Origin of the sequence: Limimaricola hongkongensis DSM 17492, from assembly GCF_000600975.2 — a bacterium.
Lineage (GTDB): Bacteria > Pseudomonadota > Alphaproteobacteria > Rhodobacterales > Rhodobacteraceae > Limimaricola > Limimaricola hongkongensis.
This window is the reverse complement of record NZ_KK088652.1, coordinates 60,117-78,147: the sequence shown is the minus strand read 5'-3', so window position 1 is coordinate 78,147 and position 18,031 is coordinate 60,117. Positions and strand designations below refer to the sequence as shown.

The window sequence follows — 18,031 nt, the reverse complement described above, 5'->3', positions numbered from 1 at the left end:
GCACCGATCTGCCGAAGGGGAAAGGGAGAAAGCGCCGCGTCGCTTCGGCGTGATCACCTGTCGCCGCGCGGCCCTTTTCCTCGTCGCGCAATCGCCTATGGTCCGCGCAATGACGCCCGCCGCCCCGAAAGGTTCGACATGACCCAGGACCCCCTCGTGATCTTCACCCCCTCGGGCAAGCGCGGCCGCGTGCCGGCGGGCACCACCGTGTTGACGGCCGCCCGCAGGCTCGGGGTCGATCTCGACAGCGTCTGCGGCGGGCGCGGCATCTGCTCCAAGTGCCAGGTCAGCCCCGGCAAGGGTCAGTTCTCCAAGCATGGCGTGACCGTGGCCGAGGATGCGCTGAGCGAGATCAACGCCGTCGAGGCGCGCTATGACCGCGTTCGCGGCCTGAAGCCGGGCCGCCGCCTGGGCTGCCAGGCGCAGATCTGTTCCGACGTGGTGCTCGACGTGCCACCCGAGAGCCAGGTGCATCGGCAGGTGGTGCGCAAGAACGCCGATGCGCGACCCATCGTCATGGACCCGGCCACCCGCAAGTATTTCGTGACCGTGCCCGAGCCCGACATGCACGAGCCCAAGGGCGATCTGGAGCGGCTCGCCGAGGCGCTGCGCGGCCAGTGGCGGATCGAGAAGATCGACGCCGCGCCCCCCGTTCTGGCCAAGCTGCAGCAGGCGCTGCGCAAGGGCAACTGGGAGGTGACGGTGGCGCTGCACCACGAGGCCGAGGACGGGGTGCAGAGCATCATCGACCTCTGGCCCGGCTTTCGCGCCGAGCCGCTCTGGGGCCTGGCCATCGATCTCGGCTCGACCACCATCGCGGCGCATCTCACCTCGCTCGAGGACGGCCATGTCGAGGCGTCGGCAGGCGTCATGAACCCGCAGATCCGCTTTGGCGAAGACCTGATGAGCCGGGTCAGCTACTCGATGATGAACGAAGGCGGCGCCGCCGAGATGACGGCGGCGGTGCGCGTGGCGATCGACGATCTGGCGCGCGAGCTGGCCGCCGAGGCCGGGATCGACGCGCGCGACATCGTCGAGACGGTCTTCGTGTGCAACCCGGTGATGCACCACCTGCTCCTGGGCATCGACCCGGTGGAGCTCGGACAGGCGCCCTTCGCTCTGGCCACCTCCGACGCCGTCGCCCTGCCCGCCCGCGACCTCGGTCTGACGGCATTGAACCCCGGCGCGCAGAGCTACGTGCTGCCCTGCATCGCCGGGCATGTCGGCGCCGACGCCGCCGCCGTGGCGCTGTCGGAGCGGCCCGACCAGTCCGACGATCTGGTGCTGATCGTCGATGTCGGCACCAATGCCGAGATCCTTCTGGGCGACCGGGCGCGGGTGCTGGCCTGCTCCTCGCCGACCGGCCCGGCCTTCGAGGGAGCGCAGATTTCCTCGGGCCAGCGCGCCGCCCCCGGCGCGATCGAGGCGATCCGCATCGATCCCGCCACCAAGGCGCCGCGTTTTCGCGTCATCGGCTGCGATCTGTGGTCCGACGAGGCGGGATTCTGGGACGCGGTCGGCCCGGGCGGCGTGACCGGCATCTGCGGCTCGGGCATCATCGAGGCGGTGGCCGAGATGCGCATCGCCGGGCTGGTGGACGCCAAGGGGCTGATCGGCTCGGCCGAGCAGACCGGCACCGACCGAATGATCGCCGAAGGCCGCACCCATGCCTACATGATCCATGACGGATCGCAGGCGGGCGGGCCGCGCATCACCGTGACCCAAGGCGACATCCGCGCGATCCAGCTTGCCAAATCGGCGCTCTATGCCGGTGCGCGGCTCTTGATGGACGAGCGCGAGGTCGAAGCGGTGGACCGGGTGGTGCTGGCAGGCGCCTTCGGCGCGCATATCAGCCCCAAGCACGCCCTCGTGCTTGGCATGATCCCCGACGTGGCGGTCGACAAGGTGACGAGCGCGGGCAACGCCGCCGGGACCGGCGCGCGGATCGCGCTGTGCTCCATCGCCGCACGGCGCGAGGCCGAGGCGCTGGTGCGCGAGATCACCAAGGTCGAAACCGCGATCGAGCCAAGGTTTCAGGAGCATTTCGTCGCCGCGAACGCCATCCCCCACGCCACTGCCGCCTTCGCCGGCCTGCGCGCCGCGCAGCCCCTCCCCGAGCCGAGCTTCAACATGGCAGGCGGTGGCGAAGGCGGTGGACGGCGGCGCAGGCGGGCGCGCGACTAGCCCGCGCAACCGCGCGCGAAACCCGCTTGACGAGAGCGGGCCGCGCGGATACCTCGGGGCCAGAGCGCGCGGGTATGGTGAAAAGGTATCACGAAAGCTTCCCAAGCTTCAGTTACGGGTTCGATTCCCGTTACCCGCTCCAACCACTCCCGCCGGTCACAACCACAGGGAGCCTTCCATGACAGACATCATCCGCCACGAGACGACCGCCCGCATGAGCCAGGTCGTCGTCCATAACGGCATCGCCTATCTGGCCGGCCAGATCGAGGGCCCCGCAGGTGACGCGGGCGCGCAGACCCGCGAAACGCTGGCCGAGATCGACCGGCTTCTGGCGCTGGCCGGCACCGACAAGACCCGGCTGCTGACCGCCCAGATCTGGCTGGCCGACATGTCGGATTTCGCTGCGATGAACGAAGTCTGGGACGCATGGGTGCCCGAGGGTCACGCGCCCGCGCGCTACACCGGCGAATCGAAGCTCGCATCGCCCGACTATCTCGTCGAGATCATCGTCACCGCCGCCGTCTGAGCGGCGTAATCCCCTTTCACCATTCTCCAAATACGCATTCGCGCGGCCAGCCCGAGGGCACGCCATGTGGCCTCTAGGGAATTTGCGTATTTAGGGAATGGTGAAAGGGAGGGCGGCGCGCCCGGCGGGCCGCCCTTTTTCAGACGCGATCAGGCGCCGTTGGCCCGCAGGTAGCCCACGAGTTGCGCGGTCGAGCCGTCCTTGTCATCGGCGCTCTGCTCGCCGTCCACCACAGGCTGCAGCGCGGTGGCCAGCTCCTTGCCCAGCTCCACGCCCCATTGATCGTAGGAGTTGATGCCGAGCACGCAGCCCTCCACGAAGACGCGGTGCTCGTAGAGCGCGATGATCTTGCCCAGCGTTTCGGGGTCGAGCCTGGGATAAGCCAGCGTGGTCGAGGGGCGATTGCCGGGGAACACCCGGTGTTTCGCCTGGCGCTCCAGCTCGTCGCCCTCGAACTTGCCCGCGACCTTCTCGCGCGCCTCGTCGAGATCGCGGCCCTTCATCAACGCTTCGGACTGGGCGAGGCAATTGGCGATCAACAGGCGGTGCTGGTGCTCCAGCCCTTCCTCGTGGCCCTCGGCGGCGATCAGGAATTCGCAGGGCACCACCCGCGTGCCCTGATGGATCAGCTGGTAGAAGGCGTGCTGGCCATTGGTGCCCGGCTCGCCCCAGACCACGGGCCCGCTGTGAAAGGACAGCTCCTCGCCATCCATCGACACGCGCTTGCCGTTGCTCTCCATCTCCAGCTGCTGGAGGTAGGCGGGCAGCCTTGCCAGCCGGTTGTCATAGGGCAGCACGGCGCGGGTCGCGTGGCCCTGCACCTGGTTGTGCCACAGCCCCACGAGCGCCAGCATCGCCGGCATGTTCTGCGCCCATGGCGCGGCGCGGAAATGCGTGTCCATCGCCTGACCGCCACGGAGGAAGGCGCGGAACGCCTCGGGCCCGATGGCGATCATCAACGACAGCCCGATCGGCCCCCACATCGAGTAGCGCCCGCCGACCCAGTCCTCGAAGCCGAACACCCGGCTCGGCGCGATGCCGAAGGCGGCCGTCTTGTCGGCGGCGGTCGACAGGGCCGCGAACTGCGCCCCTGTGTCCGACACCGCCTGCCCCATCCACGCCTTGGCGGTGCGGGCATTGGTCATCGTCTCGATGGTGGTGAAGGTCTTGGAGGCGACGATCACCAGCGTCGTCGCCGGATCGCAGGCCGCCAGCGTGTCGGCGATGTCGGCGGGGTCGACATTGGAGACGAAATGGCAGCGCGGGCCGTCGTGATAGGGTGCCAGCGCCTTGGCGGCCATGGCGGGGCCGAGATCCGAGCCGCCGATGCCGATGTTGATGACATCGGTGATCGCGCCGCCCTGCCCCTGAAAGTCGCCGCAGCGCACCGCGCGCGCGAAATCCTCCATCCGCGCCAGCGTGTCGCGCACGCCGGGCATCACATCCTGTCCGTCGACCGTCACGGCATCGCCGTCGAGGTTGCGCAACGCCGTGTGCAGCACGGCGCGGCCTTCGGTCTCGTTGATCGCGGCGCCCGAGAACATCGCATCGCGGCGCGCGGCGAGGTCGGTCTCTTCCAGAAGCGCGACCAACGCCGCGCGGGTGTCTGCGTCGATATTGGTCTTGGCATAGTCGAACAGCATGCCCAGCGCGCTGACCGAAAAGCCGCGCGCCCGGTCGGGATCGTCGAACAGCGTCTCGATCCGGCGGTCGGCGACGGCCGCCGCCTTGGTTTTCAGGTCATTCCACATCTCAGCTCTCCGCCCAATGCACGGTGGCGCCCTTGAGAACAGCCGCCACCGGCGCCTCCTCGGGGCTCAGACCCTGCGCTTTTTCCAATGCGGCGCGCTTTTCGGCGCCGATGATGACGATATGCCGGCGCATCGCATCGCAAAGTACCTTGGCCGACAGGGTGATGCGCGGCTCGGGCGCGCCCGGCGCCCGCATCGCCACCAGCGTCTCGTCTCCGTGAAGCGCCGCGTCGAGCCGGTCGGCGCCGGGAAAGATCGAGGCGGTGTGCATGTCGGCGCCCATCCCCAGAAGCACCACCGACAGCGGCAGATGCGGCGCGAGATCTGCCTGAAGCGCGTCGAGCTTTTCCTCGGGACGCTCGGCCTCGGCGTAGAGCGGCACGTAATGCGCCGCCGCGGCAGTCCCGGTGAACAGCCGCCGCTTGAGAAGACCGGTATTCGAGCGATCCGAGCTTTCGGGCACCCAGCGCTCGTCGGTGAGCATCACGTGGACCTTGTCCCAATCGAGCTTGATCGCCGAGAGCGTGTCGAAAACCGGCCCCGGCGTGGTGCCGCCGGGCACCGCGAGACTGGCCCGGCCATCGGCGGAGATGGCGGCGCGCAGCTCGCTCGCCAGCCGATCGGCGAGGTCGATCATCATCATTTCGGAATCGGCGTATTCGACGAATTCCATACCGTCGGCTCCTTTCGGTTTCGCGTCGGTCACATGTCGGTCTCGGGGCGGGTTCAGCCCTTGATGTCGCGCCAGCGGCGCCCTTCGCGGTGCAGCAGCATCATCGCATCCTCCGGCCCCGCCGACCCCGCGTCATAGAGCTTGGGCACGTCGTTGCGCGCCTCCCAGCCCTCGATGATCGGGTCGGTCCAGGCCCAGGCCGCCTCGACCTCGTCGCCGCGCATGAACAGCGTCTGGTTGCCGCGGATCACGTCCATGATCAGCCGTTCATAGGCGTCGGGCGCCTCCTGATCCGGGCCCAGCGCCTCGGCAAAGGACATGTCGAGCGGCACGTCGACAAGCCGCATGCCCCCCGGTCCCGGCTCCTTGATGGTCACCTGCAGGTCCATTCCCTCGTTCGGCTGAAGCCGGATCGACAGGATGTTGCGGTGCCGCGCGGTGTCGCCCTCGAAAATCGTGTGGCCGAGATCCTTGAACACCACGGCGATCTCGGAGGAGCGCGCCTTCAGCCGCTTGCCGGTGCGCAGGTAGAACGGCACGGTGGCCCAGCGCCAGTTGGCGATGTGGCACTTCATCGCGAGAAAGCTCTCGGTGAAGCTGCGCGGGTTTTCGGCGTCCTCGCGATAGGACGGGCCCTGCGCCGAAGCATCGTATTGGCCGCGCACGATGTGATGCGGCTCCACCGGTTGCAGCGCCCGGATCACCTTGAGCTTTTCGTCGCGCACCGTGTCGGCGTCATAGGTCGAGGGCGGTTCCATCGCGATCAGGCACAAAAGCTGCATCAGGTGGTTCTGCACCATGTCCCGCATCGCGCCCGACTTGTCGTAATAGGCGCCGCGCCCGGTGACACCGACCGTTTCGGCCACGGTGATCTGGATGTGGTCGATGTAATGCGAGTTCCACAGCGGCTCGAACAGCACGTTGCCAAAGCGCACCGCCATCAGGTTCTGCACCGTCTCCTTCCCGAGATAGTGGTCGATCCGGTAGATCTGCTGTTCGTCGAAATGCTCCGCCAGCGTCGCGTTCAGCGCGCGGGCGGTGGCGAGGTCGCGGCCAAAGGGTTTCTCGACCACGATCCGGCTTTCGGAATCGGCGATGCCATGCGCGTGCAGCCGCTCGGCCAGAGCACCGAACAGGGAAGGCGCGACCGAAAAGTAGAAGGCCCGCACCACATCACCACGCATCAGCTTTGACAGCTGCGCCCAGCCGCCTTCGCCGGTGGCGTCGATCGCCACGTAGCGCAGCTGGGCGACAAAGGATTCGATGCCGTCGGAATCCTTCTTTTCCTCGCCGCCGAACTCAGCGATCGCCTCGCGGATCATCTGCCGATAGCCGTCATCGTCCATCTCGGAGCGCGCGGCGCCGATGATGCGCGAACCGGGCGGCATCTGGCCCGCCCGGAACCGCCGGAACAGGCCGGGCAGGATCTTGCGCCGGGCGAGGTCGCCGGTGCCGCCGAAGATGACAAGGTCGAAGGTTTCGACCGGGATGACGCGCGATACCATGGCTGTCTCCGTCTGGGCGGCCGGCATCCGACCGTGCAGTTAGCGCTAACGCCGCTTTCCTAGCGGCATGTTCGCGCGCAGTCTAGGCATCGGTGGACAAGCCGCAACCCGATCCGCGCCACCCGCAACCCAGGCGCGATCAGGCCTCGAGCTCGGCATCCCAGTACAGAAAATCGACCCAGCTGGCATGGAGATGGTTGGGCGGAAAGCGCCGCCCGGTGTCGCGCAGCTCTTCGGCGCCGGGGCGGCGCGGGGCACGGTGCAGGCTCATCCCCGACTGGCGCAGGCTCTTGGAGCCCTTGCGCAGATTGCATCGCGCGCAGGCGGCAACGACGTTTTCCCAGCTGGTCACGCCGCCACGGGCGCGCGGAATCACGTGATCGAAGGTCAGGTCGCCCTTCGCGCCGCAATACTGGCAGCAGAACCCGTCCCTCAGAAAAAGATTAAAGCGCGTGAAGGCCACGCGCTTTTGGGGACGAACATAATCTCTGAGCACCACCACCGAGGGTATTCGGATCACCGTGGAAGGCGAATGCACCTCGGCCTCGTATTCGGCGACGATATCGACCCGGTCGAGAAACACCGCCTTCACCGCCTCCTGCCAAGGCCACAAGGAAAGCGGATAATAGGAGAGCGGACGGTAATCCGCGTTGAGCACCAATGCCGGATGCTGCCGGAGCGCCACCGGGTCGCGTACGAACTCGGTCCTGAAATCGCCTTGCATCGTGAGTCCGTCCTCGCTCTCGCAGCCCTTGCCGGACGACCAGAGCGGGAGCCCCGCTCCTGCCGTACATCGACTATATATGGAGGCAACAAGCTGGCAAGTCCCAAGGTCGTGTCACCGCCGGGATCACCATGCCGCGATCGCGTAACAGGCGGATGACACCGATTTTCCGGACCCGCGGGCGATCAGGCGACGCCGAGCCTTTCGCGCATGAAGGCCAGCGCAACTTCGAGCCCGTCGGGCGCGATGCCATGCGCGGTGCCCTTCATCACATGGGCATAAAGGTCGGTCCAGCCCGCCTCCTGCAGCGCCTGCGCGGCGGCGGGCAGCGATTGCGGCGGCACCACCTCGTCCATGTCGCCATGCACCAGCAGGATCGGCAGCCGGTTCTGCACCTCGTCGGCCAGAAGCTCGGGCTCGAGCAGGCGGCCCGAAAACGCCACCAGCCCGGCGATCGCATCCTCGCGGCGCGGCAACACGTGCAGCGCCATCATGGTGCCTTGGGAAAAGCCCACCACCATGACCTGCTCGGGCAGCAGGTCCTCGTCGACCATCACCCCGTCGAGAAAGGCGTTGAGATCCTCGGCGGCGCGCTGCAGGCCTTGCCGGCTTTCTTCCTCGCTCGACCCGTCGATCCACGGAATCGGAAACCACTGGAAGCCCATCGGCGCGCCGATGCAGGCCTCCGGCGCATCCGGAGCGAGAAACAGCGTGTCGGGCATGTGCTCGGCCAGGGGCTCGGCGAGGCCCAGAAGATCCGCGCCATTGGCGCCGTAGCCATGCAGGAATACCACGGCAGAGCGCATCTCGCCGCTCAGCGGCTCCACCCGGCCCGATTGCAATGCGCGCGTCATAGGATTCCTTCCCTGCCCTTCACGTGGTGGTAGTATTCCCACAGGCCCCGCGCCGCAACCGCGCGCCAAGGCGACCATTGCAGCGCGATCTCGCGCAGGGCCCGCTCCTTGGGGCGGTCTTCAAGACCCAAGAGGTGGCGCGCCCCCTCCTGCAGCGCGAGATCCCCGGGCGCGAAGACATCCGCGCGGCCCAGCGCGAACATCGCGTAGATCTCGGCGGTCCATACGCCGATGCCGGTGACGGCGGTGAGCGTGGCGACGACATCGGGCGTCGGTGCCGTGCGCAGCGCCTCGAAATCGATGCCCGACGCAGCCAGCGCGCGCAGGTAGCGCATTTTCTGACGGCTTAGCCCACAGGCGCGCAAGCTGTCGTCATCGGCCTGCGCGATGGTGTCGGGGCGCATCAGCCCCGCCGTCTCCAGCCGCCCCCGGATCGCGCGCGCCGAGGCGGTCGAAACCTGCTGGCTGACGATGGCCGAGCAGAGCTGGCCGAACCCGTCTGGCGTGCGGCGCAACGGCAGCGGACCGGTGATTTCGAGCAGCCGGGCGAAATGATCCGTGTTCTCGGCCAGCCACGCGGCGCCTTCGGCCACTTGGTCCTCATGCGTGATGATGCGTTCGCTCACGAATTCATCGCCCATTCCAATGCGTCCTCCACCGTATCCACGACACGCACCCCGTCCGGCAACGGTGGGCGGTCGAGCAGCACGACCTTCACCCCCAGCGCCCGCGCCGCGTCGAGCTTGGCGCGCCCCTCCTCGCCGCCCGAATCCTTGGCCGCCAGCACATCGACGCCCAGAAGAGCGAACAGCGCGGTCTCGTCCTGAACCGGAAACGGCGGACGTGCGACGACCCATTCGCCGTTTTCATACGGAAACGGCCCCGGCGCCGGATCGATCCGGCGGCACAGCACGCGGCGCCCCTCCAGCCCGGCAAAGGCCTCGATCCGCTGCGGCCCCGTGGCCAGAAACACCGTCGCGCCACGCGGCACCTGCGCCGCGAGATCGGCTTCGCGGGCAATGCGGGTCCAGTCATCGCCGGGTCCCGGCTGCCAGCCGGGCCGTCGCAGGACCAGGTGCGGCAGCCCGTCCTCGGCGCAGATTCGCGCGGTGCGCGCCGTGATTTCCTCGGCAAAGGGATGGGTGGCGTCGATCACGGCGGTGATGCCCTCCACCGCCACGGTTTCGCGAAACCCCTGCGCGCCGCCAAAGCCCCCGGTCCGAACCGGCACGCCCGGCGCCAGCGGACGCCGGGTGCGCCCGGCAAGCGAGGCCAGAACCGGAATGGACCGCGCCGAAAGCCCGGCGGCGATCTCGCGCCCTTCGCGCGTGCCGGCAAGAACCAGCACCGTCACGAGGCGCGCCCGAGGATCGCACCGCCGCGGTCGATCACCACCACGTCGAACCCGATCCGGCTGCCGTCCCGCGCCATGCCGTATCGCGCCGCGATCCGCGCCAGCGCCGCCTCGGCCACGCGTTGTCCCAGATCGGACACCATGCGCGAGGCCTCCAGCGCCGTGTTGGCCCCGGCAATGTCCGGCACGCCCGCCAGATCGGCCAGCGCCGCGAAATCGACCTGCGATCGCGCCGAATGCAGATCCACCGCGCCCTGCGCGAGCTTGGTGATCTTGCCGATGCCGCCGCCGATGGTGACGCGCGGCACGGGATGCTTGGAAAGATATTTCAACAGCCCGCCCGCGAAATCCCCCATGTCGAGCATGGCGTGATCGGGCAGCGCGTGCAGCGCCTGCACCACGCGCTCCGACGTCGCCCCGGTGCAGCCCGCCACGTGATCGAGCCCCGCGGCGCGCGCCACGTCGACGCCGCGATGGATCGACGCGATCCAGGCCGCGCAGGAAAAGGGCCGCACGATTCCCGTCGTGCCGAGGATCGACAGCCCCCCGGTGATGCCGAGACGCGGGTTCCATGTCCTTTCGGCCAGCGCCGCGCCGCCCGGCACGGAAATCGTGATGTCGACATCCGGCGCGCGGGCGAGATCGGCGGCGATCTCGGCCACGACTTCCTCCATCATCGCGCGCGGCACCGGGTTGATCGCCGGCTCGCCCGGCGCGATCGGCAGGCCGGGCTTGGTCACCGTGCCGACCCCCTCGCCCGCATGATATGTCACACCGCCCGTGCCCGCGCACACCCGCGCCTTGATCAGCGCGCCATGCGTCACGTCCGGGTCGTCGCCCGCATCCTTGACGATTCCGGCCTCGGCCCAGCCGGGGCCTTCGGCGCGATGCGCCACATCGAAGACCGGCCGTTCGCCACGCGGCAGGACGATCGAAACCTGATCAGGCCAGTCACCGCCCCAAAGCCGCAACAGCGCCGCGCGCGTCGCCGCGGCGGCGCAGGCGCCGGTGGTCCAGCCACGGCGAAGAGGGGCGGAATTGCTCATGCCGGGACATTAGGCGCGCGCAGGCCGGGAGGAAAGCGCGGCCCGGGGGTTTCCTCGCGCCGGGCGTGGCGCAATAACGCTTGCATGACCGACTCGATCTCCCTCCCCGCCCATCATTGGCCCGCTCTCGAACCCGGCTGGGTCTGGCTTTGCGGCGCGGGCCCCGGCGATCCCGGCCTGCTGACGCTGCACGCGCTCAACGCGCTGCGCCAAGCCGACGTGATCGTCTATGACGCGCTGGTCGATGAGCGCATTCTCGACTGGGCGCCGGAGGCCGAGAAGATCTATGCCGGCAAGCGCGGCGGCAAGCCGTCCTCGAAGCAGCGCGACATCTCGCTCAGGCTGGTCGAGCTGGCCCGCGCAGGCCGCCGCGTGCTGCGGCTCAAGGGCGGCGATCCCTTCGTCTTCGGGCGCGGCGGCGAAGAGGCGCAGACGCTGGTGCAGCACGGCGTGCGGGTGCGGATCATTCCCGGCATCAGCGCCGGGATCGGCGGTCTCGCCTATGCGGGCATCCCGGTGACGCATCGCGACGTGAACCAGTCGGTGACCTTCGTGACCGGCCATGACCAATCCGGCGAGACGCCCACATCGCTCGACTGGGCCGCGATCTCGCGCGGCAGCCAGGTCATCGTGATCTACATGGGCATCAAGCACGCACGCGCCATCGCCGACGCGCTGCTGGCTGCCGGGCGACCGGGCGAGGAACCGGTGGCGGTGGTCGCGGGCGCCACGACGCCGTCGCAGAAGGTGCTGGAAACCCGGCTCGACCGGATGGCCGAGGATATCGCGCAGACGCGGCTGGAGCCGCCCGCGATCATCTGCATCGGTCGCGCCGCGCTGATGCGGCAGGTGCTCGACTGGCAGGGGCAGCTCGCGGGCGAGGCGCCGCGCGATCTCGACCCGTTGAAACGCGGGCGGCCCGCCGAGCAGGGCTGATGCCCGGCCTGCTGATCGCTGCGCCGTCCTCGGGCGCGGGCAAGACGACGGTAACGCTGGGGCTGTTGCGCGCGCTGTCGCGGCGCGGTGTGGCCGTGCGCGGCGCGAAATCAGGGCCCGATTACATCGACCCGCGCTTTCACGAAGCGGCCTGCGGCGCGGATTGCGTCAATCTCGACGCCTGGGCGATGGGCCCGGCGCGGCTGCGCGCTCTGGCCGCCGGGTCCGAGACACTCGTGGTCGAAGGCGCGATGGGGCTGTTCGACGGCGCGCCACCCGACGGGCACGGCGCGAGCGCGGATCTCGCGCGGCTGCTCGGCCTGCCGGTGGTGCTGGTGGTCGATGCGGGCCGCATGGCGCAGTCGGTGGCGCCGCTGGTGACCGGTTTCGCGAATTTCGACCCGAAGGTCCGCATTGGCGGCGTCATCCTGAACCGGGTCGGCTCGGCCCGGCACGAGGCGATGCTGCGGCGCGCGCTGGCCCCGCTTGGTGTTCCGGTGCTGGGCGCGCTGCCGCGGACGGGAGCGCTGGCGCACCCCTCGCGCCACCTGGGCCTCGTTCAGGCAAGCGAACGACCCGATCTCGACGCCTTTCTCGACGCGGCGGCGGGACTGGTCGAGACACATCTCGACCTCGACACGCTCATGACGCTCACTGAAACGGCGGCGCCGCGCCCCGCGCATGACGGGCCGCGCGTGCCGCCTCCGGCGCAGCGGATCGCGCTGGCGCGCGATGCGGCCTTTGCCTTTGCCTACCCGCATCTGCTGACGGACTGGCGCGCCATGGGGGCCGAGATCCGCCCCTTTTCACCGCTGGCCGACGCGGCGGTGCCCGAGGCGGACCTGGTGCTGCTGCCCGGCGGCTATCCAGAGCTTCACGCGGGCCGGCTGGCGGCCGCGGGCACCTTCATGCAAAGCCTGAGGAAATCTGCCCAATCATCGGATATATATGGGGAATGCGGCGGATACATGATCCTCGGGGATCGCCTCGTCGATGCGGGTGGCGTCTCCTATCCCATGGCCGGGCTGCTGCGCCTGTCGACCTCATTCGCGACGCGCAAGCTGCACTTGGGCTACCGGCACGTGACCGCAGCGGCGGGTCCGTTCGCCGGGTCATGGGCCGCGCATGAATTCCACTACGCGACAACGCTCCTTGCCGAAGGTGATGCCCTGTTCATGGCCCGCGATGCCGAAGGCACGGCGCTGCCGCAGATGGGCCTGAGGGCGGGCCGGGTCTGCGGCTCTTTCGCGCACCTCATCGACCGGGCGTGACAGGGCCGCGCCGGGGCGCTACCGGTCTTGCATGACATCCGCACCTATTCCCGACGATCACCGCGCGAAGCGCAACACCGCCATTCTCGTCGCCGCGCAGGCGATCCTTGGCGCGCAGATGCCGATCCTGTTCGTGATCGGCGGGCTCGTCGGGGCCGAGCTGTCGCCCAATCCATGTCTCGCGACCCTGCCGATTTCGCTCATCGTCTTCGGCTCGATGACCACGGCGCCTTGGCTGTCGCCGCTGATGCAGCGACGCGGACGCCGTACCGGTTTCGTGATTGGCGGCCTTGCCGGGGCCTTGGGCGCGGCGCTGGCGGCGCTTGGCCTGCTGATCGATTCCTTCGCGGTCCTTCTCCTGGGCTCCTATGTCACCGGGATCTACATGTCGGCGCAGGGTTTCTACCGTTTTGCCGCCGCCGATTCGGCCTCGGACAGCTTTCGGCCCAAGGCGATCTCCTGGGTGATGGCAGGCGGGCTTGGCGCCGCGATCATCGGGCCGCAGCTCAACAAGGCGGTGCTCGACGCCTTTGCCGTGCCATTTCTTGGCAGTTATCTCGCCGTGATGGCGCTCAACCTCGGCGGCCTGTTCCTGTTTCTCGGTCTCGACCTGCCCGTCGCTCCTCCTGCCGACCCCAAGGCCGCGGCGACACCCGCCCGGTCACGCCGCGCCCTGCTGCGCGAGCCCGGCATCCTCGTGGCGATCCTGTGCGGCATGGTGGCTTATGGCCTGATGAACCTCGTGATGACCTCGGCACCGCTGGCGGTGGTCGGCATGGGGCATGGCCACCACCATGCCAACGACATCGTGTCGGCGCATGTGCTGGCGATGTTCGTCCCGTCCTTTTTCACCGGGCACCTGATCGCGCGCTTTGGCGCGGCGAACATCGTGGGCGCGGGGCTGGTGTTTCTGGGTCTCGCCGGGCTGACCGGATTGTCGGGCGCGACGCTGCCGCTGTTTTACGCAGACCTGATCTTCTTGGGGCTGGGGTGGAATTTCGGCTTCATCGGCGCCACGGCGATGCTGACTGCCGAGCATCGGCCCGCAGAGCGCGGGATCGTGCAGGGTCTCAACGACACGATGGTGTTCGGCTTCGTGACTCTGGCCTCGCTGTCCTCAGGCGGGTTGATGAACTGTTCCGGCGGCCTCCCCGCGCAGGGATGGCTTTCGGTCAACGCGGCGATGTTCCCGGCTCTGGCACTGGCGGGCGGGTCACTGGTCTGGCTGCGGCTGCGCCGGGCGCGGGTTACCAGCGCCCCGTAACCGCCCGGAGCGCGAGCCCGCCGCTTGCCGCCGCGGGACCGGGCGCGAGCGTGCCGTCGGCAACGCGGCGCGGCGTGGAGATCGCGCGCTTGAGCACGCCTTCGGCCTGCCACGCGGCGCGCAGCGCCGGGATGGCGGGTTTCGATATCCGCGCCCGGCGCGCGGCCTGCAACGCATCAAGGCCCCGCTTGGCAAACTCCCGCACCGCCTCCGCGCGGCCATCGACGAGCGGACGCTTGCCCCGCTCCTCGAAGGCCGGGATCGCCATCAGCCACAGCGCCACGCCATGGCCGAGCCCCGCCTGCCGGATCGCGGTCTCTTCGTCGTCCGCCGCGCCAAGCGCCTTGGCCGACAGCCACATCAGCCCGCCCGCCGTCGCGTCGATATGCGCATCGAGCGCGGCCTGATCCTCGAAGGGATCGGCATAGATGTCCCAGCGCCGCGCGGCGACAAGCGCATCGAGCGCGGCTTCGGGCAGGCCGCCCTCGCGCACGACCTGCGCCAGGGGTGCTGCGACCTCGTGGGCGCGCACCGGCGCGCCGCCGACGATTTCCTCGACCACGTCGCGCCACCATTGCAGGCGCATCTCCGCGATCATCGGCTCCTTGGTCACGAAGGGCGCGCGCGCCACTTCGAGGTTGAAGGCGTAAAGCGGGAACAGCTTTTCGCGCGCCGCCACGGGCGCGGCCATGGCGGCGCGAAAGCGGTCGGGATCGCCGCGTTCGACCAATCCGGCGCAAGCCTCGACGCTCATGCGCACCCCCCTTTCACCATTCTCCAAATACGCAAATCCGACATCACCCCCGGGCCACCGGTTCGGCACGGTCGCGCACCAGTTTCCAGCGAATGGCGTCGATCAGCGCATCGAAACTGGCATCGACGATGTTGGCCGACACGCCGACCGTGGACCAACGCGCGCCCTCCCCGTCTTCGCTGTCGATGATGACGCGGGTGACGGCGTCGGTGCCGCCATCGGTGATGCGCACCTTGAAATCTACGAGGTGCACGTCGTCGATGATCGACTGGTAGGGACCGAGATCCTTGCCCAGCGCCCGGCTGAGCGCGTTGACCGGGCCGCGGTCCGAGCCGTCCGGCCCGGCGCTTTCGGACACGCTCATCACCCGTTCGCCGCCGATCTTCACGACCACCACCGCCTCGGAGAGCGACACCATGCGGCCACGCCGGTCGCGGCGGCGTTCGACGGTGACACGGTAGCGCTTGACCTCGAAGAAATCCGGCAACCGCCCGAGTTCATCGAGCGCGAGCAATTCGAAGCTCGCCTGCGCCGTGTCATAGGAATAGCCGCGCGATTCCTGCTCCTTGATCCGGTCGAGGATACGCGCGAGCGCCGGGTCGCTCTTTTCGACCTCGATCCCCGCGCGCATCAGTCGTTCGCGCAGGTTCGACTGCCCGGCCTGGTTCGACATCGGCACGATGCGGGTGTTGCCCACCACCGAAGGATCGATGTGCTCGTAGGTCGACGGATCCTTGGCGATGGCGCTGGCGTGCAGTCCCGCCTTGTGCGCGAAGGCCGAGGCACCGACATAGGGCGCCTGTTTCGACGGCACGCGGTTCAGGATGTCGTCCAGCAGCCGCGAGGCGTGACGCAACCCGGCAAGAGCCTCCAGCGTCACGCCGGTTTTCAACGTGCTGGCAAAGGGCTCCTTCAGGAGCAGCGTCGGGATCAGCGTGGTGAGGTTGGCGTTGCCGCAACGCTCGCCCAGCCCGTTCAGCGTGCCCTGGATCTGGCGCGCGCCCGCCTCGACGGCGGCGAGCGATCCGGCCACCGCCTGTCCGGTGTCGTCGTGGCAATGGATGCCGAGCCGGTCGCCGGGGATGCCCGCCTCGATCACGGCGCGGGTGATGGCGGCGATTTCGTCGGGCATCGTGCCGCCATTGGTGTCGCACAGCACGATCCAGCGCGCGCCCGCGTCATGCGCGGCGCGAATCGCCTCGAGCGCGTAATCCGGGTTGGTCCTCCAGCCGTCGAAGAAATGCTCGGCGTCGAACAGCGCCTCGCGGCCCTGCGCCACGATATGGGCGATGGAATCGCGGATGTTGTCGAGGTTTTCCCCGAGCGTGATGCCCAGCGCGGTGGTGACGTGGAAATCATGCGTCTTGCCGACGATGCAGACCGCCTGCGTGCCGGCGTTGAGCACGGCGGCCAGCACGTCGTCGTTCCCGGCGGAACGCCCGGCCCGCTTGGTCATGCCAAAGGCGGTGATGGTGGCGCGGGTGGCGGGCCGTGTCTCGAAGAACTCGCTGTCGGTGGGGTTGGCGCCGGGCCAGCCGCCCTCGATCTGGTCGATGCCCAGCGCGTCGAGCGCCTCGGCGATCTGGATCTTCTCGCGGGTGGAAAACTGGACGCCTTGGGTCTGCTGCCCGTCGCGCAGCGTGGTGTCGTAGAGATAGAGCCTGTCGGTCACGCGCTCCCCTCCAGCTTGGTGGCATCGAAACCCGGACCCGGCTGCCAGCTGGCCTGCCCGCCCATGTCGGTGACCTGCACGCCCGCGGCGTTGAGAATGTCGCGGATGCGGTCGGCCTCGGCCCAATCCTTGGCCGCGCGCGCCTCGGCCCGCTTGGCCAAAAGCGCGCTGACGGCGGCGTCCACCTCGGGCGCGATCTCGGGCCCGGCATCGGCCCCGGCGAGATCGGCCAGCGCGTCCCAATCCTCGATCAGCCCCATGAGTTCGAGCGCGCTTGCGAAGGGCACGAGCCTGGCCGGCGTCTTGGCCCCGGCGAGCACGTGCATCCGGGCGATGGCGCCGGGCGTGTTGAGATCGTTGGCGAGCACCCCGAGGAATTCCTCGTCGACCGTCCAGTCGCCAGCGCGTTTGAGCGCTTCGACCATCTTGGCCGTGAAGCCGTGCGCGTGCAGGATGCCGTACCACTTGGCGAGCGTCGCCTCGGCCTCGGCGCGCTTGTCCTCGGTCCAGTCCATCGGCTTGCGGTAATGCGTGCCGAGCATGACGAGGCGGATCACCTCGCCCGCAATGCCCCGGTCCAGCAGATCGCGCACGGTGAAGAAATTGCCCAAGGACTTGGACATCTTGCGGCCTTCGACCTGCAGCATCTCGTTATGCATCCAGATACCGGCGAAATCGCCTTCAGGATGGGCGCAGGCGGATTGGGCGATCTCGTTCTCATGGTGCGGGAATTGCAGGTCGATGCCGCCGCCATGGATGTCGAAGCTTTCGCCGAAGAGCTGGTAGGCCATGGCGGAGCATTCGATGTGCCAGCCCGGGCGGCCATGGCCGACGCTTTCGCCTTCGATCACCGGGCCGTCCCATCCGGGCTCGCCCTCGCCCGAGGGTTTCCACAGCACGAAATCCATCGGGTCGCGCTTGTAGGGCGCGACCTCGACCCGGGCGCCGGCGATCATGTCCTCGACGTCGCGGCCCGACAGCGCGCCGTAGTCGGCGTAGCTCGCCACCGAGAACATCACGTGGCCCTCGGCGGCATAGGCATGACCCGCGAGCGCCAGCCGTTCGATCATCGCGACCATCTGGCCGATGTAGTCGGTGGCGCGCGGTTCGTGGTCGGGGCGCAGCGCGCCCAGCGCGTCCATGTCCTGATGGTACCACAGGATCGTCTCGTCGGTGATCTCGCGGATCGGGCGGCCGGTCTGGGCGGCGCGGGCGTTGATCTTGTCGTCGACGTCGGTGAAGTTGCGCGCATAGGTGACGTGCGCGGCACCATGCACCTCGCGCAGCAACCGATAGAGCAGGTCGAACACCAGCACGGGGCGGGCATTGCCCAGATGCGCCCGGTCATAGACCGTCGGGCCGCAGACATAGAGCCGCACGTCCTTGGGGTCGATCGGCGCGAACTCCACCTTGCGGCGGGTCTTGGTGTCATGCAGGCGGATCGTCGTCATGTGGGCCTCGCAGGCGGTGACGCCGGCGGGCTGATCCTGTGTTCCATCGGGGAAACGTGAGAGCGG

General features: G+C 68.7%; 16 protein-coding genes and 1 tRNA gene. 6 read left to right on the top strand and 11 right to left on the bottom strand.

Translation table 11 applies throughout. The annotated features are described in order from the left end of the window. Positions 1 to 138: 138 nt before the first annotated feature. The 3 genes from LOKHON_RS08600 (at position 139) to LOKHON_RS08590 (ending at position 2,710) form a co-directional block, all read left to right on the top strand. A complete protein-coding gene (locus LOKHON_RS08600) occupies positions 139 to 2,184 on the top strand; it encodes an ASKHA domain-containing protein (RefSeq protein ID WP_017928765.1) in 2,046 nt (681 codons plus the stop codon). Between the two features lie 68 nt (positions 2,185 to 2,252). Then, a tRNA-Gly gene (locus LOKHON_RS08595) sits at positions 2,253 to 2,326 on the top strand. A 36-nt stretch (positions 2,327 to 2,362) separates the two neighbouring features. Next, positions 2,363 to 2,710, top strand: a complete 348-nt coding sequence (locus LOKHON_RS08590; protein WP_017928766.1) for a RidA family protein — start codon at positions 2,363 to 2,365, stop codon at positions 2,708 to 2,710. A 149-nt stretch (positions 2,711 to 2,859) separates the two neighbouring features. Here the strand turns inward: LOKHON_RS08590 and pgi are convergent, their stop codons facing one another. The 8 genes from pgi to LOKHON_RS08550 form a co-directional block, all read right to left on the bottom strand. Further along, the gene (pgi, locus tag LOKHON_RS08585) at positions 2,860 to 4,461 is read right to left on the bottom strand and encodes a glucose-6-phosphate isomerase (protein WP_017928767.1); all 1,602 of its coding nucleotides are present in this window, start codon (positions 4,459 to 4,461) and stop codon (positions 2,860 to 2,862) included. A 1-nt stretch (position 4,462) separates the two neighbouring features. Continuing rightward, a complete protein-coding gene (gene pgl / locus LOKHON_RS08580) occupies positions 4,463 to 5,134 on the bottom strand; it encodes a 6-phosphogluconolactonase (protein WP_017928768.1) in 672 nt (223 codons plus the stop codon). A gap of 53 nt (positions 5,135 to 5,187) precedes the next feature. After that, positions 5,188 to 6,639 carry a glucose-6-phosphate dehydrogenase gene (zwf, locus tag LOKHON_RS08575; RefSeq protein ID WP_017928769.1) on the bottom strand — a complete coding sequence of 484 codons (1,452 nt, stop codon included), beginning with the start codon at positions 6,637 to 6,639 and terminating at the stop codon, positions 5,188 to 5,190. Between the two features lie 139 nt (positions 6,640 to 6,778). Further along, entirely contained in the window at positions 6,779 to 7,363 is a 585-nt protein-coding gene (locus LOKHON_RS08570) for an HNH endonuclease (protein ID WP_017928770.1), read from the bottom strand. A 185-nt stretch (positions 7,364 to 7,548) separates the two neighbouring features. Further along, positions 7,549 to 8,217 (bottom strand): alpha/beta hydrolase, encoded by a 669-nt coding sequence (locus LOKHON_RS08565; RefSeq protein WP_017928771.1) that lies wholly within the window; start codon positions 8,215 to 8,217, stop codon positions 7,549 to 7,551. Then, on the bottom strand, positions 8,214 to 8,858 hold the full coding sequence (locus tag LOKHON_RS08560; RefSeq protein ID WP_017928772.1) for a DNA-3-methyladenine glycosylase family protein: 645 nt from the start codon (positions 8,856 to 8,858) through the stop codon (positions 8,214 to 8,216). The genes LOKHON_RS08565 and LOKHON_RS08560 overlap by 4 nt, the downstream gene beginning before the upstream one ends. Further along, complete coding sequence (locus LOKHON_RS08555; RefSeq protein ID WP_017928773.1) at positions 8,840 to 9,571, bottom strand: cobalt-precorrin-6A reductase; 732 nt, start codon at positions 9,569 to 9,571, stop codon at positions 8,840 to 8,842. Before LOKHON_RS08555 ends, LOKHON_RS08560 begins: the two co-directional genes overlap by 19 nt. Further along, on the bottom strand, positions 9,568 to 10,617 hold the full coding sequence (locus LOKHON_RS08550) for a cobalt-precorrin-5B (C(1))-methyltransferase (RefSeq protein ID WP_017928774.1): 1,050 nt from the start codon (positions 10,615 to 10,617) through the stop codon (positions 9,568 to 9,570). Before LOKHON_RS08550 ends, LOKHON_RS08555 begins: the two co-directional genes overlap by 4 nt. Before the next feature lie 84 nt (positions 10,618 to 10,701). On the opposite strand from LOKHON_RS08550, the gene cobA reads away from it, so the two are divergent. From cobA to LOKHON_RS08535, 3 genes are read left to right on the top strand one after another with little or no spacing between them, the layout of a single operon-like run. Continuing rightward, positions 10,702 to 11,553 carry a uroporphyrinogen-III C-methyltransferase gene (gene cobA / locus LOKHON_RS08545; protein ID WP_017928775.1) on the top strand — a complete coding sequence of 284 codons (852 nt, stop codon included), beginning with the start codon at positions 10,702 to 10,704 and terminating at the stop codon, positions 11,551 to 11,553. Then, on the top strand, positions 11,553 to 12,824 hold the full coding sequence (locus LOKHON_RS08540) for a cobyrinic acid a,c-diamide synthase CobB (protein WP_017928776.1): 1,272 nt from the start codon (positions 11,553 to 11,555) through the stop codon (positions 12,822 to 12,824). Before cobA ends, LOKHON_RS08540 begins: the two co-directional genes overlap by 1 nt. 31 nt (positions 12,825 to 12,855) lie before the next feature. After that, positions 12,856 to 14,088, top strand: a complete 1,233-nt coding sequence (locus LOKHON_RS08535) for an MFS transporter (RefSeq protein ID WP_017928777.1) — start codon at positions 12,856 to 12,858, stop codon at positions 14,086 to 14,088. Here LOKHON_RS08535 and LOKHON_RS08530 read toward each other — a convergent pair. Genes LOKHON_RS08530 through cysS form a run of 3 tightly spaced genes read right to left on the bottom strand, consistent with a single transcriptional unit; the run spans position 14,072 to position 17,965 of the window. Next, positions 14,072 to 14,842 carry a squalene/phytoene synthase family protein gene (locus LOKHON_RS08530; protein WP_017928778.1) on the bottom strand — a complete coding sequence of 257 codons (771 nt, stop codon included), beginning with the start codon at positions 14,840 to 14,842 and terminating at the stop codon, positions 14,072 to 14,074. The two genes, LOKHON_RS08535 and LOKHON_RS08530, sit on opposite strands and share 17 nt — an antisense overlap. A 43-nt stretch (positions 14,843 to 14,885) precedes the next feature. Further along, a complete protein-coding gene (cimA, locus tag LOKHON_RS08525) occupies positions 14,886 to 16,514 on the bottom strand; it encodes a citramalate synthase (protein WP_017928779.1) in 1,629 nt (542 codons plus the stop codon). Next, on the bottom strand, positions 16,511 to 17,965 hold the full coding sequence (cysS, locus tag LOKHON_RS08520) for a cysteine--tRNA ligase (protein ID WP_017928780.1): 1,455 nt from the start codon (positions 17,963 to 17,965) through the stop codon (positions 16,511 to 16,513). Before cysS ends, cimA begins: the two co-directional genes overlap by 4 nt. Positions 17,966 to 18,031 lie beyond the last annotated feature (66 nt).

Excerpts from the sequence above, each read along its gene's own strand:
- LOKHON_RS08600 (WP_017928765.1), top strand. The coding sequence starts at position 139 with ATGACCCAGGACCCCCTCGTGATCTTCACCCCCTCGGGCAAGCGCGGC.
- LOKHON_RS08590 (WP_017928766.1), top strand. The coding sequence starts at position 2,363 with ATGACAGACATCATCCGCCACGAGACGACCGCCCGCATGAGCCAGGTC.
- pgi (WP_017928767.1), bottom strand. The coding sequence starts at position 4,461 with ATGTGGAATGACCTGAAAACCAAGGCGGCGGCCGTCGCCGACCGCCGG.
- pgl (WP_017928768.1), bottom strand. The coding sequence starts at position 5,134 with ATGGAATTCGTCGAATACGCCGATTCCGAAATGATGATGATCGACCTC.
- zwf (WP_017928769.1), bottom strand. The coding sequence starts at position 6,639 with ATGGTATCGCGCGTCATCCCGGTCGAAACCTTCGACCTTGTCATCTTC.
- LOKHON_RS08570 (WP_017928770.1), bottom strand. The coding sequence starts at position 7,363 with ATGCAAGGCGATTTCAGGACCGAGTTCGTACGCGACCCGGTGGCGCTC.
- LOKHON_RS08565 (WP_017928771.1), bottom strand. The coding sequence starts at position 8,217 with ATGACGCGCGCATTGCAATCGGGCCGGGTGGAGCCGCTGAGCGGCGAG.
- LOKHON_RS08560 (WP_017928772.1), bottom strand. The coding sequence starts at position 8,858 with ATGGGCGATGAATTCGTGAGCGAACGCATCATCACGCATGAGGACCAA.
- LOKHON_RS08550 (WP_017928774.1), bottom strand. The coding sequence starts at position 10,617 with ATGAGCAATTCCGCCCCTCTTCGCCGTGGCTGGACCACCGGCGCCTGC.
- cobA (WP_017928775.1), top strand. The coding sequence starts at position 10,702 with ATGACCGACTCGATCTCCCTCCCCGCCCATCATTGGCCCGCTCTCGAA.
- LOKHON_RS08540 (WP_017928776.1), top strand. The coding sequence starts at position 11,553 with ATGCCCGGCCTGCTGATCGCTGCGCCGTCCTCGGGCGCGGGCAAGACG.
- LOKHON_RS08535 (WP_017928777.1), top strand. The coding sequence starts at position 12,856 with ATGACATCCGCACCTATTCCCGACGATCACCGCGCGAAGCGCAACACC.
- LOKHON_RS08530 (WP_017928778.1), bottom strand. The coding sequence starts at position 14,842 with ATGAGCGTCGAGGCTTGCGCCGGATTGGTCGAACGCGGCGATCCCGAC.
- cysS (WP_017928780.1), bottom strand. The coding sequence starts at position 17,965 with ATGACGACGATCCGCCTGCATGACACCAAGACCCGCCGCAAGGTGGAG.